At 68.1% G+C, this 15,882-nt stretch carries 13 protein-coding genes; 8 read left to right on the top strand and 5 right to left on the bottom strand.

Features of this window, described 5'->3' with window-relative positions:
* Positions 1-695 precede the first annotated feature (695 nt).
* Positions 696-2,006: a DUF3533 domain-containing protein gene (locus ACFWDI_RS04160; RefSeq protein WP_385301190.1), complete on the top strand. Its 1,311-nt coding sequence runs from the start codon at positions 696-698 to the stop codon at positions 2,004-2,006.
* A gap of 55 nt (positions 2,007-2,061) precedes the next feature.
* Here the strand turns inward: ACFWDI_RS04160 and ACFWDI_RS04155 are convergent, their stop codons facing one another.
* Positions 2,062-2,580, bottom strand: coding sequence for a winged helix-turn-helix transcriptional regulator (locus ACFWDI_RS04155; protein WP_385301189.1), 519 nt, complete (start codon positions 2,578-2,580; stop codon positions 2,062-2,064).
* A 103-nt stretch (positions 2,581-2,683) separates the two neighbouring features.
* On the opposite strand from ACFWDI_RS04155, the gene ACFWDI_RS04150 reads away from it, so the two are divergent.
* From ACFWDI_RS04150 to ACFWDI_RS04135, 4 genes are all read left to right on the top strand, one after another.
* Complete coding sequence (locus tag ACFWDI_RS04150; protein ID WP_385301188.1) at positions 2,684-3,466, top strand: SDR family oxidoreductase; 783 nt, start codon at positions 2,684-2,686, stop codon at positions 3,464-3,466.
* 60 nt (positions 3,467-3,526) lie between these two features.
* A complete protein-coding gene (locus ACFWDI_RS04145; RefSeq protein WP_385301187.1) occupies positions 3,527-3,892 on the top strand; it encodes a nuclear transport factor 2 family protein in 366 nt (121 codons plus the stop codon).
* A 153-nt stretch (positions 3,893-4,045) separates the two neighbouring features.
* Positions 4,046-5,878, top strand: coding sequence for a Na+/H+ antiporter NhaA (gene nhaA / locus ACFWDI_RS04140; protein WP_385301239.1), 1,833 nt, complete (start codon positions 4,046-4,048; stop codon positions 5,876-5,878).
* A gap of 171 nt (positions 5,879-6,049) precedes the next feature.
* The gene (locus ACFWDI_RS04135; RefSeq protein ID WP_385301186.1) at positions 6,050-7,261 is read left to right on the top strand and encodes a serine hydrolase domain-containing protein; all 1,212 of its coding nucleotides are present in this window, start codon (positions 6,050-6,052) and stop codon (positions 7,259-7,261) included.
* Between the two features lie 220 nt (positions 7,262-7,481).
* On the opposite strand, the gene ACFWDI_RS04130 is transcribed toward ACFWDI_RS04135, so the two are convergent.
* Entirely contained in the window at positions 7,482-8,048 is a 567-nt protein-coding gene (locus tag ACFWDI_RS04130) for a hypothetical protein (protein WP_385301185.1), read from the bottom strand.
* Positions 8,049-8,901: 853 nt separating this feature from the next.
* Here ACFWDI_RS04130 and ACFWDI_RS04125 point away from each other — a divergent pair.
* Positions 8,902-9,570 (top strand): hypothetical protein, encoded by a 669-nt coding sequence (locus tag ACFWDI_RS04125; protein ID WP_385301184.1) that lies wholly within the window; start codon positions 8,902-8,904, stop codon positions 9,568-9,570.
* Positions 9,571-9,693: 123 nt separating this feature from the next.
* Here ACFWDI_RS04125 and hemC read toward each other — a convergent pair whose 3' ends face one another.
* Positions 9,694-10,629, bottom strand: coding sequence for a hydroxymethylbilane synthase (gene hemC / locus ACFWDI_RS04120; protein WP_385301183.1), 936 nt, complete (start codon positions 10,627-10,629; stop codon positions 9,694-9,696).
* 572 nt (positions 10,630-11,201) lie between these two features.
* Here hemC and ACFWDI_RS04115 point away from each other — a divergent pair.
* A complete protein-coding gene (locus tag ACFWDI_RS04115) occupies positions 11,202-13,037 on the top strand; it encodes a sulfatase (RefSeq protein ID WP_385301182.1) in 1,836 nt (611 codons plus the stop codon).
* Between the two features lie 120 nt (positions 13,038-13,157).
* Here ACFWDI_RS04115 and ACFWDI_RS04110 read toward each other — a convergent pair whose 3' ends face one another.
* Positions 13,158-14,180, bottom strand: a complete 1,023-nt coding sequence (locus ACFWDI_RS04110) for a zinc-dependent alcohol dehydrogenase family protein (RefSeq protein ID WP_385301181.1) — start codon at positions 14,178-14,180, stop codon at positions 13,158-13,160.
* 415 nt (positions 14,181-14,595) lie between these two features.
* Entirely contained in the window at positions 14,596-15,009 is a 414-nt protein-coding gene (locus ACFWDI_RS04105) for a VOC family protein (protein ID WP_385301180.1), read from the bottom strand.
* 59 nt (positions 15,010-15,068) lie between these two features.
* Here ACFWDI_RS04105 and ACFWDI_RS04100 point away from each other — a divergent pair, with 59 nt between their 5' ends.
* Positions 15,069-15,878, top strand: a complete 810-nt coding sequence (locus tag ACFWDI_RS04100) for an HAD family hydrolase (protein WP_385301179.1) — start codon at positions 15,069-15,071, stop codon at positions 15,876-15,878.
* Positions 15,879-15,882: the final 4 nt, after the last annotated feature.

Below are 15,882 nucleotides of genomic sequence, written 5' to 3'. Positions count from 1 at the left end.
CATGCCCGTACCGTTCGCGGCTTCACGTTGCAGAGTCCGGGTACGTTCGGATCTAGCCTGCGCCGGCCGACTGCTGCACCATCAAGTCATGTGGTTCTTCCTGGTGCCTCTTGTATCGCTCATTGCGCTCGCCTCCTGGATCGACTGGAAAGCACGACGGCGCAGAAGTCGTACTCGCGCCGCAACAGCCGTGTGGAGAGATGTGCGGGATGCCCGCCGCGATGCGCGCGCCTGGGAGGCTGGATCTTTGGGACACAGCGGCGAAGACACGTCCTGGATGAACAAGCGGGCACCTTGAGAGACCGAGGGCCGCAGCGCACTGCCCGCACCGGCGTTGAGCAAGGCGCGGGAGCGGGCCCGGGACGCGGACCGCTCCGCCCGCCGAACCCGCCACCGCACCTCATGACCGTCAGCCGGAAGTTACCGTCTCCGCATTGGCGATGAGCAAGGGTCCGGGATCTCACCACCAGCCAGGATGAGCAGGTTCTCGATCTGCCGCCGCATGCCCACCGTCAACTGGTCGGCTCTCATGCAACCGGAATGGCGCCTGCGACCTCGGCTCCGCACTCCGCCGACGACAACGTCCCGCGAGCGACCCGGCGAGGCGTCTCGCCGTCACCTACGGGCCTCACTTAACTGTCGCAAAAGGCCGAGTGCGGACATTCAGTACACCGGCTGCTTTCCCGAGGAGAGTCATGCCTTCGAACCAACACCCACCGGGGACGACCGCGGGGCGGGTGCTGCGGAACCCGAAGATCTGGGTGCTGCCCACGGTCATTGTCGGAGTGGTGTCCCTGTTGCTCTCCCTCATCTACTTGGGCGGCATCCTCAACCCGCGCAGCGATCTGCATCGCATGCCCATCGGGCTGGTCAATGCCGACCGGGGCGCCACGGTGATGGGACAGCGGGTGAACCTGGGAGCGCGAATCACCGCGGGCATCAAGACCTCACCCGACCCCAGGGACCAGGTCTCCTGGCGAGTGCTGGACGCGGCCGAGGCCAGAGACGGTCTGGCCTCGGGCAAGCTGTACGGCGTCCTCGAGGTGCCACAGAACTTCTCCGCCTCGGTGGCTGCGCTGGAGTCCACCGGGAAAAAGGCCCCGGACAGACCGACGATGACCGTGCTGACCAATCCTTCGGCCGGCAGCCTGGGCGCGTCGTTGGCCACCTCGATCGCCCAACAGGCAGCACACGCCGCATCGAAGCAACTGGGCCGCTCGCTCACTGAGCGCCTCCGGGACCGAGACGGCCGAGTGACCAACGCCGAGCGGCTCTTGCTCGCCGATCCGGTCTCGGTCGAGGTGAAGGTCGGTCATCCGATCAGCACGCACAGTGGCCTCGGGCTGAGTGCCTTCTACTACACGCTGCTGCTGGTTCTGGTCGGCTTCCTGGGCGGCAACGTGATCAGCAACAGCGTCGACGTCGGCCTCGGCTACGCGGCCAGCGAGATCGGGCCGCTGCGCAGACAGCGGCCCACGGTGCCCATCTCGCGCACGCAGACGCTCATGGTCACCTGCGCGATGTCGGCCGCACTGTCCTTGCTGACGTCCAGTCTGATCCTCCTCGCCAGTGTCGCGATCCTGGGGATGGACGCCTCCCACATCCCGCTGCTCTGGATCTTCTCGGTGTGCGCCTCAGCCACGGTGGGGGTCGGCGTGCAGGCCCTGAACGCCGCGTTCGGCGGGATCGGGCAGCTGATGAGCATGTTTGTCTTCATCGCCCTGTCGCTGCCGTCCTCCGGAGCCACCATCCCGCTGCAGGCACTGCCCACCTTCTATCGCGTGCTGTCCTACTTCGAGCCAATGCGCCAGCTCACCGACGGCGTCCGGGCGATCCTGTACTTCGACGCCCGCGCCGATGCCGGCCTCACCCGGGGCTGGACCATGATGGGCATCGGGTTGGTGGCCGCCCTGGTCTTCGGCTTCGCCATGACCACGTACTACGACCGCAAGGGTCTGCACCGCATCGTGCCCGAGCCCGCCGAGCAACCCACGGCGAGCAGCTGACTCGGCTGGCCGACCGGCGCCGGGGGCGCCGGTGCACGCCTCGCCCCTCAAGCGGCTACGCCGGTCGTCTGCGACCTTCGGGGTTGTTGGCGTAGCGGGCGCGCATTGCGTCACTGGCGGCGGGGCCCGCGGTGAAGCTGTACGCGCCACTGTCATCGAGCCGGTGGCCGGTCACGGCATCGACCACTACGGGTTCGACCTCCTCGCCGCTCCTCGCGTCCACAAGGATCATGCTGCGCTGGGACGGGTCGAGGCGGGCATTGCCCCATGCGGCCAGCGCCACGATCACCGGGCGCAGGGAGCGGCCCAGTTCGGTGAGGACGTACTCGTGGCGTACGGGGTTGGTCTGGTACGGGCGGCGTTCCAGCAGGCCGTCGGCGACCAGGGTCTTGAGCCGGGCGGTGAGCATGCTCGAAGAGATGCCCAGACTGTCCTGGAACTGGTCGAAGCGGGTGTAGCCGTCGAAAGCGTCGTGGAGGATCAGCAGCGTCCACCACTCGCCGACGTGCTGCACCGTCGTGGACAGCGGGCACTCGCGGTCCTCCAGCCTGATCCGGCTCGCCAAGGTGACCATCCCCAATGAGTTGCTGCTAAAGTCGAAGTTACTAGCTTCTATTTTAGCAGTTACGACGGGAGCGGTGCTGTGCAAGCCCGCGCCCGGGATCGGATCCCGTGTGATGTCCCCTCTCAGTGAATCCCTCGTCGGCAGGCGTGCTCTGGTCACAGGCGGCACCAAGGGCGTCGGCGCTGCCATCGCCGAGCGCCTCGGCCAGGCCGGCGCGACCGTGCTGGTGACGGCCCGCAGCAAGCCCGATGACCTCGACCCCACGCTCTTTGTCGGCGCAGATCTGTCCACCCCCGAAGGGGCCGCGGGCGTCGTCGGCGCTGCGCTCGAGCGCCTTGGCGGAGTCGACATCCTGGTGCACAATCTCGGCGGGTCCGACGCGCCGTCCGGCGGCTTCGCCGCTCTCAGCGAGGACGACTGGGCCAAGGAGCTCAACACCAATCTGCTGGCCGCGGTGCGCCTCGACCGCGGCCTGCTGCCCGGCATGATCGAAGCCGGAACAGGGGCGATCGTGCACGTCTCCTCGATCCAGCGCCGCATGCCTCTGTGGAACGGCACCCTTGCGTACGCCGCCGCCAAGGCCGCGCTGACGACTTACAGCAAGGGCCTGGCCAACCAGGTCGCCCCGCACGGAGTGCGCGTCAACACCGTCTCTCCGGGCTTCGTACAGACCACCGCCGCCGACGACCTCGTCGACCGGATCGCGCAGGGCGCCGGCATCGCTCCCGAAGCGGCGCTGGAGCAGCTGATGGACTCGCTCGGAGGCATTCCGCTCGGCCGCCCCAACCGGCCCGAGGAAGTGGCCGAATTGGTTGCCTTCCTCGTCTCCGACCGCGCCTCCGCCATCGTCGGCGCCGAACACGTCATCGACGGCGGCACCACCCCCGCCGTCTGAAACCACGCGGCCTGAGACCACGCCGTCCGAAGTCCGCCGACAACCACAGTCAGGACCGCCATGAACGCCAACCAGGCCCAGGGCCGGCCCATCGAGCCGACCGCACTCCCCGAGGCGATCACCCGCTACCTCAAGGCCCATCGCGCCCACGACACCGCCACCGCGATCACCTCGTTCGCCGCTGACGCGACGGTGATCGACGACGGCCACACCTACAACGGCAGCGCAGCGATCGAGAAGTGGCTGACCCGCTCCGCCGGCGAATACACGTACACCATCGAGATCACCGGTGCCCAAGAGGTCGACGGCACCCGCTACATCGCCACTCACCGTCTCGAAGGCAACTTCCCGGGCGGGGTCGTCGATCTGCGCTACCAGTTCACGCTCCGCGGCGGCCACATCGAACTGCTCGTCATCGAACCCTGAGACATGAGGCGTGTCGGGCGATGCGACCCGGCGTGCGACACGGTGACGAGTGCGCGACAGCAGGCCCAACCACTGGATGCGGGAGAGAATCACGAAGTGACCGAACCATCAGCGGCTCCCGGCCTGTCCGGGCAGACCGTTTGCGGCGGCGACATGCGAACGCCGTGGCGCGATTTCCTGCGGACGGAGACGGGCAGTGCCACGTTCCTGCTGGTCGCGGTGGTGGCGGCGCTTGCCTGGGCAAATATCGGGCCGGCCTCCTACGAAGCCTTCTGGGGCACGCACCTGTCGATCGAGCTGGGTTCCCACGGCGTGTCGCTCAGCCTGCGCGACTGGGTCAACAACGGTCTGATGACGCTGTTCTTCTTTGTCGTCGGACTCGAAGCACGCCGAGAGTTCGACATGGGGGAGCTGCGCGAGCGGCGACGCGTGACACTGCCCGTGCTCGTCGGCATCGCGGGCATGCTCGTACCGGTGGCCATCTTCCTCGGCATCAACAGCGGCCACGCCTCGGTGCACGGCTGGGGCGCCGCGATGTCCACGGACACCGCCTTCGCCCTGGGCATGCTTGCCCTGCTCGGCTCGCGCCTGCCGACGGGCCTGCGTGCCTTCATCCTCACGGTCACCGTCGTCGACGACTTCGTCGCGCTCGGCGTCATCGCCGTCGCCTACAGCGACCGCATCGCCATGGCTGCCCTCGTGGTGGCACTGGGCCTCTTCGGCGTCGTTCTGCTGCTGCGGGCCGCCGGTGTACGCCAAGGGCCGGTGTACGCGTTGCTCGCCGTCGCGACATGGACGGCACTGCTGAAGTCCGGCGTCGACCCTGTCGTCACCGGTCTGGCCATCGGGCTGCTCACCTATGCGTATCCGGCGGCCCGCAGCGACCTGGAGCGCGCGAGCGGCTTGTTCCGGCTGTTCCGTGAACAGCCGACACCGGAGCTCGAGCGCTCGGTACGGCAGGGACTGGCATCGGCCATCTCGCCGAACGAACGGCTGCAGCGGATGTTCCACCCGTGGACCAGCTATGTGATCGTGCCGCTGTTCGCGCTGGCCAACACGGGCATCCCCATCGGCGCCGAGCAGCTGTCGGCTGCGATGAGGTCGCCGGTCACCATGGGCATCCTGCTCGCCTTCGTCCTGGGCAAGCCGGTTGCGGTCCTCTCTATGTCGTGGCTGGCGAGCCGGCTCAGCCACGGACGGGTGCGTCCGCCGGTCGGCTGGGGCGCGACGGCGGCCGGCGGCACCATCGCGGGCGTCGGGTTCACCGTGTCCCTGCTGATCGCGACTCTCGCCTTCACCGGCGACCAGCTGGAAGAAGCAAAGATCGGCATCCTCGCAGCGGTCGTCTGTGCCTTCGCCCTCACCTGGGCGGTCACGGCCGTGATCGGACTGCTACCGCGCCGTACGCAGATTCGTGCACTGTTGGGCGCGACGGAGGGCATCGTCGACCTGGCCGCGACTGTCGACGACGAACGCGATCACATCCGTGGAGCCCGGGACGCACCGGTGACCGTGGTCGAGTACGGCGACTTCGAATGCCCCTACTGCGGCAAGGCGGAACCCGTCATCCGCGCTCTCCTTGCCGACTTCGGGGATGTCCGCTACGTATGGCGGCATCTGCCCCTGACCGATGTCCACCCCCATGCCCAACTGGCCGCTGAAGCGTCCGGTGCCGCAGCCGCCCAGGGTGCCTTCTGGCGGATGCACGATCTCCTCCTCAAACGCCAGGACGCCCTGAAGGCCTCCGATCTGGTCGGCTACGCGGCGGAGCTCGGCCTGGACGTCCAACGTTTCGAGCGCGACCTGCGGAAGCGGGTGGGCGCCGCGCGGGTGGCCGAGGACGTGGAATCCGCCGACCACAGCGGCGTGTCCGGGACGCCGACCTTCTTCATCAACGGAGTACGCCACCACGGCGCTTACGACATCGACCATCTCTCCGCCGCCGTACGAACGGCCCGCCAGCGCGCGGCCGTCCAACAGCCATAGCTCGTCCAACAGCCACAGGTTCGGAACCTACGCCCGCGACAACCGCAGCGTCAGGAGCACGAAGGCAGGTGTTCCCCACGGTGCGCGCGGCACACCGCTCAAGTCGCTGGACCTGTGACCAGGGCCTACGATTCTTTTGGAGCTTTGTCCTCTCGTGACGGGAGCCGGCTCATGACGCGCTTGCACACACGACTGCGCAGAGGGGCGGCGGGCGCCGTGGCGGCCGGGCTGCTGGTGATCTCGGTGTCCGCGGAATCCGCGTACTCCCAACCCGCCCCGGCACCAGCCGTATCCTCCTCTTCCTCGTCCGACTTTCCGCAGCTCACTCCCGCTGTGGCCAAGCAGTTGGACAAGGCAGTCACACAGGTCATGCGCGAAGCGCACGTGCCCGGCGTGACGGTTGGACTGTGGGCTCCCGGCAAGGGCAGTTACGTCCGCGCGTTCGGCGTCGCAGACAAGGCGACGGGCGCGCGCATGTCCACCGGCTTGAACATGCGACTCGGGAGCGAAACCAAGACCTTTACCGTGACTGCCCTGCTCATGCTGGTCGACCAGGGCAAGATCAGCCTGGACGACCCGATCGGGAAGTACGTGGACGGTGTCCCCAACGGAGACCGGATCACTCTGCGCGAGCTGGCGGGTATGCGCAGCGGACTCTTCAACTACACCATGGATCCGGACTTCTTCAAGGCACTGACAACCGATCCCCGACGACCGTTCACGCCGCAGGAGTTGCTCGCGTACTCCTTCAAGCACCCCGTGCAGTTCCAGCCCGGTGAGAAGTTCGAGTACTGCAACACCAACTTGATCCTGGTCGGCCTCGCCGTGGAGAAGGTCAGCGGTCAGCCACTGGCGGAGTACATCAACCGGAACGTCCTCGGACCGGCGGGCTTGGACCATACGCTCTTCCCGAAGGCCGCGGAGTTCCCGGCCCCGCACGCCCACGGCTACACCAACCAGACGGCGACCGGCGAGACCGAGGACGCGACGGACTGGAACCCCTCCTGGGCCTGGGCCGCCGGAGCCATGATCTCCGACCTGAACGACATGCGTTCGTGGGCCGGCACCCTCGCCACCGGCACTCTGCTGCGCCCCGCCACGCAGGCCCAGCGCCTGAAGATGAGCCCGAGCGGCCTGCCGAACACCGGTTACGGCCTGGGCATCTTCAACGTCGCGGGCTGGATCGGCCACAATGGCTCGCTGCCCGGCTACGAGTCCCTGGTCGTCTACCTGCCGGAGTCGAAGGCGACCCTGGTCGTGCTCCTCAACACGGACATCGGCTACAAGGGCTCTGAACCAAGCACTCTCTTCGGCCAGGCGATCACCAGCATCGTGACCCCGCAGCACATCTTCAAACTGCCCGCCCAGCCGGCGGGGCGGTGAGCCCGGCCGAGCCACGCCGGCGCTGACCGTGTTCGTCATCTGCCCTTGGCTCTGGGGAGCAGGCGCCATTCTCATGGTGCTCAGCCGGAGCGCCCGCTCCCCGTCTTTTCTGGCCGTTGGCATCGGCTTCGTCGCCTTGGGACACATAGTGAAGCCAACGCAATGTCCCAAGCCCGCTGGGCAATCCGTCAGCTCCGGAGGTCAAAAGCCGAGCCAGGTCTCACCCGGACGAAGGAGCCGGCTGTTCCGCCGAGGGATTGCCGGTGAGAGCGCTGTAGTAGACGGATTTCTGCTGCTTGGTGCGCTCGCTTTGATTCTTTGCGACCGATGCTTCCAGGGCGTTGCGCACCAGTGTGACGTTCACCGTGCGCTCCGGGTGCACCTGCGCCAGCTCCTTGGTGACTTCGGCCGCTGACCGCGGTTCGTGGTGCTCGGCGAGCAGGGCGACGACGAGTTCACGCAGCGGTGGCCCGGCAGGCTGTGCCTTCGCATCGGCTTTTCTCTTCGGCCCATTCTTGGGGCGCTTGCCCTTGCCGGCAACCACGTTGGCGCGCCGCGCCCTGGGAACCGCTGAGGTCGTTGCCGCTGTGGTGTCCTTGGCAGGGGCGGCCCCCAGGGTTGCCTGCATGCTCACCAGCAGCTCGTGATCCTGTTGCAGCGCCTCGAGCTGGTCATGCAGTGCGGCAGCCTCGGACTTGAGGCGTTCTTGTTCCCTCGCGTTGGCCTCGATGTCGGTAGCGACTTGCTTCGCATATTGGGATTTCAGGGTGGGGTTGTTCTCCGGCACGACAGCTCTCTTTCCTCGTACCTGTGTTGATGCCGGATGCTACCCACACTGACCGTGTTTATAGAACGCTGAAGTAGCTGGTAAGTCTCGTACGGACCTGCCGGTACGAGTGAAGTGCCGCCGGCACCCAGTCCTCCGTCGTGTGTCCCGGGCGCCGAATGGCTCGTCGACAAGTGGTAGTTCGGGCCGCCGTGCTCGAGGGCCTGGCCCAACTCCGAATAGAGTGCGGGATTCTGCCGAGTGAGCAACGACCGGCAGCGTCGCCAGGAAGTGACTGCAGCAAGTCACCACCCTGAGAGCCGGACACCGAATGTGAGGCCCACGCGATTTCATGCTCGTCGACGCGCCACCGCCAACCATGCACAAGCTCGTTGGCTCGCCGGCTCCGAGGCTGCAACTGTGCGTGATCGCACGCCGTAGCCCTTGACAGCGCCTCCTCACGGACCGCAGGATCGCCCCGTGAAGCTGTCAGACAGCCAGACAGGTGGCCCGGTGGCCCGGTGCGGAGTTCTTGCCGGCTCCTCGCCCGCCCGGTGCGCTGCCTGCCGTAGTTCACGCCCGTGAGATCGACACTCTCGTTGCGGCCCGCTCCGAGCCTTGCGGTGTTTGACCGGGCGGGCTGTTCCCTGCCGCTGGGGAGGGAGCCGCTACCTGCCCTTCACCGTCAGTGGTCCGCAATGGCATGACCCGAATTCCTCTCCGGCAGCGGCAATGAGTGCCGCAGAAACCGACCACGTCCAGGACAAGGCCCTAATCGATGCAAACCCAGACAACACGGCGCATCCATCCGTGCCCACCGGTCCGCGCACACATGCCGACGTTGGTGTCGGTTGACGAGACCTCGAGTTCGACGTTGGCCGTGAGGCTGGGCCAAGCGGGTCTCGCGCTCGGCGCCGCTGTGCGTTGGGGAAGCGAGTCGGCCTGCGCCTCCGTACTGGAACGAAGACCGGCGATGATCCTGCTCGATGTGCCCACGACGGAGGCCGACGGGCTGGCAAGGCTCGTCCGGGCCGCCTCTTTGATCGCCCCCGTCGCCGTCCTGCGGCCCGAAGGGCGGGATGCCGTCGCCGCGTTCACAGCCGGGGCGTTCGACGTCCTCGACCGGCAGAGACCGGCCGCTGAGCTGGCCTGGCGCATCCATGCCGACCTGAGACGCCGCCCGCCCATGCCGGAGCCGCGTGGGTCAGCGGGGAGTACCGCCAGCCAGCGCCTCCTGTTCGACCTGATCGCCAGAGCGCAGGCTCCCGTCTGCTGCCACCATCTGAGACTGCTCCTGGGAACAACCTGCCTGCCCATGACGCTTCGGGCACTCAAGGCACGTATCCAACGGCTGTTGCCCGACTTCGCCGACCACGGACTGGCGCTGATCGTGGACCAGCAGTGGGGGCTGGCGACCTACCGCACCCGGAGCGCGGCTCCCGGCACCGGTGCCCCCGGCCCGCCGAAGTCGCGGCCACCCCTCGAACTGCCTGCGGCTCCCGTCCCACCCGCGTCGATCGTCCAGCTGCCCACCGCCACCTGAGCCGCCCCAAGAGCCACACAGCCCCGCACGGTCAAGCCAGCGAGTGAGGAGCGGAGGCCTGGGCTTGAACCTGCGTTTCAGTAACCCAACGCTCACACAGCTGATGGCAGCTGAAGGGGATCTTCAGTGAGCGATGTTGTCGATCAGCTCTCGTGCGCCCTGGCGCAGCAAGGTGACGGCGACGGATGTGCCCAGGGTGGCGGGGTCCAGGGGGCCGGCCCATTCGTGGGCGTTGAGGACGGTCTTGCCGTCGGGGGTGAACACGCAGGCGCGCAGGGAGAGGTCTCCGTTGCGATGAGCCTTGGCATAGCCGGCGATGGGGCTGTTGCAGTGGCCCTGGAGGACGTGAAGAAACATACGTTCCGCGGTGGTCTCGCGGTGGGTGTCAGGGTCGCCGAGGTCGCTGACGGTGTCGATGAGGGTGGTGTCGCCCTCGCGGCATTGCAGGGCGAGGACTCCGGCTCCGATCGGCGGGCACATCACCTCGGGCGAGAGGACCTCGGTGATCACGTCGGTGCGGCCGATGCGTTCCAGGCCGGAAACGGCGAGGAGGAGAGCGTCGGCTTCGCCGGCGGCGAGTTTCTCCAGGCGTCGGTTGGCGTTGCCGCGGAACGGCACGCACTCCAAGTGCGGGTGGAAAGCGGCGAGTTGGGCGACGCGGCGCACGGAGGAGGTGCCGATCCTTGAGCCGGCCGGGAGTTCGTCGAGCGTGAGGCCGTCGGGGTGGATGAGGGCGTCTCGGATGTCGTCGCGCTTGAGGAATGCGGCGAAGGTCGTGCCCGCGGGGAGGGGCCGGTCAGCGGGGACGTCCTTGACGCAGTGCACCGCGAGGTCCGCCTCGCCTGCGAGGAGGGCGGCATCCACCTCCTTGGTGAACGCCCCCTTCCCTTCGACCAGGGAGAGGTCGCCCATCCACTTGTCGCCAGTTGTCTTGACCGGGACCACCTCGGTCGTGGTGGCGGGGTGGAGCGCGGCCAGCTCGGCGCGGACGCGCTCCACCTGGGCCAGGGCCATGGGCGAGTCACGGGAGACGATACGGATCAGCTCAGGGGCGGACATGCCGCCCACGATAGACCGTCAGATCCGTGCGCGTACCACCGGCTTGGGCGCCCATCTCAGCGGTGTGACAGGCGGGTTGGGTTGCTCGGGCAGGTGTGCGAGTAGGGCATCGGCACATGGCTGGTGGCCGGCAGGCCGGGTGGCCTGCGGCATCAGGTCTACGCGACCTACCGGCCGCCCGGCTGCGGCAGGTCGATGAGGCGGTGGAACATGCCCCGGGCGGCAGGCGACGTACGCGAGGGAGAGGCGAGGGCCACTGTAGGTGTCGAGCCATGTGTCCGCGTCCGCGATCTCGAAGGTGATGCGGGAATCGTCGCCCAGGGGGGCCACGACCGCCTGCCGGGCTTTGCCCGGCCTGCAGGCTGCCCCCGCCAACCAGTTCACCCTCGCCGGTGCGTACGCTCCCCGCTTGGGCGAACCGGTGATTGAACGGAAGCCGCCGACAGGCCGTACAGATAGGGGCGGCCCGAGCTCCCAGGCCTGGTCCGCCGTGCCACCACCGGGCTTCGCATGGAAGGACCTTCGGGTTGTCACTCTTCACGCGCCCTCGTCGGCGTCCGAATACGGACAAGATGGCGGAGGGCCCCACGCCGGACGATGCCGTCGCGGGTCAGAACGCCGCCGTGAGTGACGGCACCGGCGATCGTGAGGACGCCACCGTCAGTGACGCCGCCAGTGACGACCGGGCCGACCGGGCCGACCCGGACGAGGCTGTCACAGACGGCGGCCGGCGGGGCAAGCACCCGGCCGCGGCACAGGCCGTGGGGTGGGTGACCACCGCCCTGGCCGCCGTGCTTGTGCTCTTCGCCCTCCTCGTGCCGAACGAACTCGGCCGCCTCACGCCCGCCGCGTTCGCGCGCATCCCGGTGGAGGGGATCTTCGGCGCTGCCGTGCTGCTCGTCCTGCCGCCGAAAGCGAGAAGGGTGGGAGCGGTCATCGCCGGGGTCGGCCTCGGCCTGGTGACCATCCTGAACCTCCTGGACATGGGCTTCTACTGGGTTCTCGACCGGCCGTTCGACCTGGTGCTCGACTGGATCCTGTTCGACGACGCCGAGTCGTTCCTCAAGGACTCCGTCGGCCCGGCCGGCGCAATCGGTGCCGTGATCGGGGTCGTGGTCCTCGTCCTCGCCCTGCTCCTCCTCATGACGCTGGCGGTCGTCCGGCTGAGCCGCCTCATAGCGCGGCACAGTGCCGTGGCGACCCGCACCACCGTGATACTCGGGACCGCCTGGATCACCTGTGTGGCGCTGGGCGTGCAGATTGCCGGCGTGCCGGTCGCTTCCAGGAACACGGCCGAGCTCGCCCAGCACCGCGCGCAGGCGGTACGTGCCGGCATCGAGGACGAGCGGGAGTTCGCCAAGGAAGCCGGCGTCGACAAGTTCAGCGACACCCCGGCCGACCAGCTGTTGACCGGACTGCGCGGCAAGGACGTCATCTTCGCCTTCATCGAGAGCTACGGCCGCAGCGCGGTCGAGGACCCGGCAATGGCGTCGCAGGTCGGCACGGTGCTCGCCAACGGGACCAGTCGGCTGCGCGCGGCCGGGTTCTCCTCCCGGAGCGCCTTCCTCACCTCGCCGACTTTCGGCAGTGGCAGTTGGCTGGCGCACTCCACTTTCATGTCGGGCCTGTGGATCAAAAACCAGCAGCGCTACCGCAGCGTCACCTCGAGCGACCATTTGACCCTCACCGGCGCCTTCCAGCGCGCCAACGCCTGGCGAACGGTGGGCATCATGCCGGGCGTCACGCGGTCCTGGCCGGAGGGACAGTTCTACGGCCTCGACAACGTCTACGACTCCCGGGAGCTCGGGTACAAGGGCCCGAAGTTCAGCTGGGCACCCGTCCCCGACCAGTACAGCCTTTCGGCCTTCGAGCGCCTCGAGCACGGCAAACCGGGCAACAAGCCGTTGATGAGCGAGATCATCCTCGTCTCCAGCCACAACCCCTGGGCGCCCATCCCCAAGACGATCGGCTGGGACAAGCTCGGTGACGGCTCCGTCTACAACGCCATCAAGAAGGAGGGCAAGGACCCCAAAGAGGTGTGGAAGGACGCCGACCAGGTGCGCACCGAGTACCGGCGTTCCATCGAATACTCGGTGAGCAGCCTCGTCTCCTACGTGGAGAAGTACGGAAACGACAACACGGTGCTGGTCTTCCTCGGCGACCACCAGCCCGCCTCGATCGTCACCGGCGCCCACGCCAGCCGGGACGTACCCATCGCGATCGTCGCCCACGACCCGGCCGTCATGGACCGGATCTCCGGCTGGGGCTGGCAGGACGGCCTGAAACCCGGCCCGAAGGCCCCGGTCTGGCGGATGGATTCCTTCCGCGACCGCTTCCTGACCGCATACGGCCCACAGCCCGGCCACACCCCGGCGCCGCCAACCCGGAGTATCTCGCAGCATCGGTGAGGACCCGTCAGGCTGTGCGACTCCGGCCCCGACTCGGGAGCCCCCTTTCCTCCGGACGACGAGATGCTGCTGCACTGACCACTGGGCGGGGCCCGAGCGGGCGGGCCACGCGGCAGTGGATCATGACGTGACGAGTACCGCGACCCCGGTGACGCGACCGACCGCCAGATCTTCCAGGGCTTGGTCGGCCCTGCGCATCGGGTAGCGCGTGACCCGCACCGTAGGCCGCAGCCGGGCTGCTTCGGCGAGGAAGGCACGGCCGTCCTCGCGGGTGTTGGCGGTGACGCTGCGCACGGTCCGCTCCTGAAAGAGATGCTGGTCGTAGTCGAGCGGAGGTATGGCACTCAGGTGGATACCGGCGATCGCGAGTGTGCCGCCGCGGTCCAGCGCCTCGAGCGCCACCGGCACAAGGCGCCCGGCCGGGGCGAACAGGATCGCGGCATCCAGCGGCCGCGGGGGTGCGCCCTCTCCGGCGGACGCCGCCCCGAGCTCCAGCGCCAGCCGTTGCGCAAGTGGCGACCGAGTGACGACATGGACCTCAGCACCCCGCGCGACGGCGAGCTGGGCGGTCAGATGCGCGGAGGCTCCGAACCCGTAGATACCGAGGCGACCGCCGCGCGGCAGGTCTGCCCGTTGAAGCGCCCGATAGCCGATGATCCCCGCGCACAGCAGTGGCGCGGCTTCCTCGTCACCCCACCCTTCCGGCAGGACGTAGGCAAATCGAGCGTCCACGACCATGTAGTCGGCGAAGCCACCGTGGATGTCCCAGCCGGTATAGCGGGAATCGGGGCACAGGTTCTCCCGCCCGGTACGGCAGTAGTGGCACTGCCCGCAGGTTTCCGCCAGCCAGGCAGCCCCTGCCCGGTCACCGACGCGGAAGTTCTGAACGGCGGACCCCGCGGCGATCACCTCGCCCACGACCTCGTGGCCCGGCGTGCAGCGTGGCCTGTGGGGTGCCAGGTCACCCTCGGCCAGATGCAGGTCGGTCCGGCACACCCCGCAGGTGCGCACGCGCAGCAACAGCTCGCTTGGGCCGGGCGCGGAAGTCTCGCGCTCCACAAGCCGCAGCGGGGCGGACGTGATCGGCCCGGGGTGCTCGACAACCCAGGCGGATGTAACCACTGGACTCTGGGGCACCGTCATCACTCTCCTGCCCGCTCTTGATCTCTCAGCCGGCGCGCTGCCCGTCGGCCGCCGCCGCCCTGGGTGAACAGAGAAGGACCCGTGAGGCGAACGGACGCTGCTTCAGGGCACTGTCGTAGTCCAGGACTGGTGGGGGCCTCCATTGCTGCAACCGCTCAGCTCCGCTGTTCCTGGGCACGTTCACGCACCAACCGCTCCACAGCACTAGGGACGGTGGTTTCGAAATCCAGTAGCTTCGCCCACTCGGGGGTAACGGTGATTCGGACCATCTGCTTGTTCTCTTCGATCCACTTCGGCCTCCTGCGGGGGCGTTTGGCCTGTCGGCAGAGCACGATACGTCCCGGTGCGGCTCAACGCGCCGACGGCGCGCCCGGCAAACTGGGCTGCCTGAGGTGACCACCAGCTGCTGCACCTCCTACGCCGGCGCGCTGTGGGTCCGCTCACGTAACGCCAGCCACTCCTGAAGCTCGATCAGATTCCCTTCCGGGTCCTTCAGATACGCGACCCGCATCCGGTCGCCCATCGGTCCCGGGTCCCGGGTGAACTCCGCCCCCCGCGAGGCGAGCTCGGCGTGCGCGGCATCCAGGTCGTCCACCCGCAGCACCACCAGAGCCCGGTATCCGTTCGGATCACCCTCCAATCCCGGCAGCACACCGGCCATTTGCGCTCGGTCCTGCAGTGCGATCGCGGCATGTCCGGTATCGGGACTGAGCTTGGCGTACGGGCCGCTCTCGGCCTCGAACTGCGGCTTGAGTCCCAGCACATCCCGGTAGAAGCGATAGACGGCGGGGAAGTCGGCCACCAGAAGGCGTATCTGGGTGAGTTCCATACCCATCTTTCTATCCCAGTTCCGGTTCCGAGTAGCGGGCGGTTCAGTAACATCGGGCGATGAAACCTCCTCGGTTGATCGCCACCGATCTCGACGGCACACTCCTGCGCCGCGGCGGCGTTCTCTCGGAGCGCACCGCGCGCGCCCTGCGCAGCGCCGTCGACGCCGGTGCGGAGATCGTCCTCGTCACCGCCCGGCCACCCCGGTTCGTCGACATGCTCACCACCGCGACCGGCCTGGTCGGAACGGCGGTGTGCAGCAACGGTGCCCTCGTCTACGACGTCGCGGTGCGCACCGTCGTCGAAACTCGGGCCCTGCCGGTGGCCGCCGCCCGCCAGGTGGCCACCGTGCTCTCGGAAGCCGCACCCGGACTGGGCTACGCCGTAGAGACCGGCCATCAGGTTCTGTACGAGCCGGGGTTCGGACTTCGGTTCCCCGGGGGCGCCGACACCGAGGTGGCAGTGGCGTCCCTGCTGGACCTGTGGCTGACCGATGTACCCATCACCAAGCTGCTCGCCTGGTCGGCGCAGCTCGATGCGGACTTCCTGCTCGCAGCCGCGGAAGCGTCGGCCGCCGGGGTGGCGCAGTTCACCCACTCGGGCGGGGTGGGTCTGCTGGAGATCAGCGCGCCGGGTGTCAGTAAGGCAAGCACCCTCGCTGCCCTGTGCGCCGCGCGCGGAATCGACTCCTCGGAGGTGGTCGCGTTCGGCGACATGCCGAACGACCTGGCCATCCTGCAATGGGCAGGCACCGGCTTCGCCATGGCCAACGCCCATCCCGCGGTGCTCTCCGCGGTGCGGCGGCACACCGTGTCGAACGAGAAAGACGGGGTGGCTGTCGTCCTCGAACAGCTCTTCAGCAAGCCCTGATCGG

This window comes from Streptomyces sp. NPDC060064 (assembly GCF_042736455.1).
Classification (GTDB): domain Bacteria; phylum Actinomycetota; class Actinomycetes; order Streptomycetales; family Streptomycetaceae; genus Streptomyces.
This window is presented reverse-complemented; position numbering and strand designations above follow the sequence as displayed.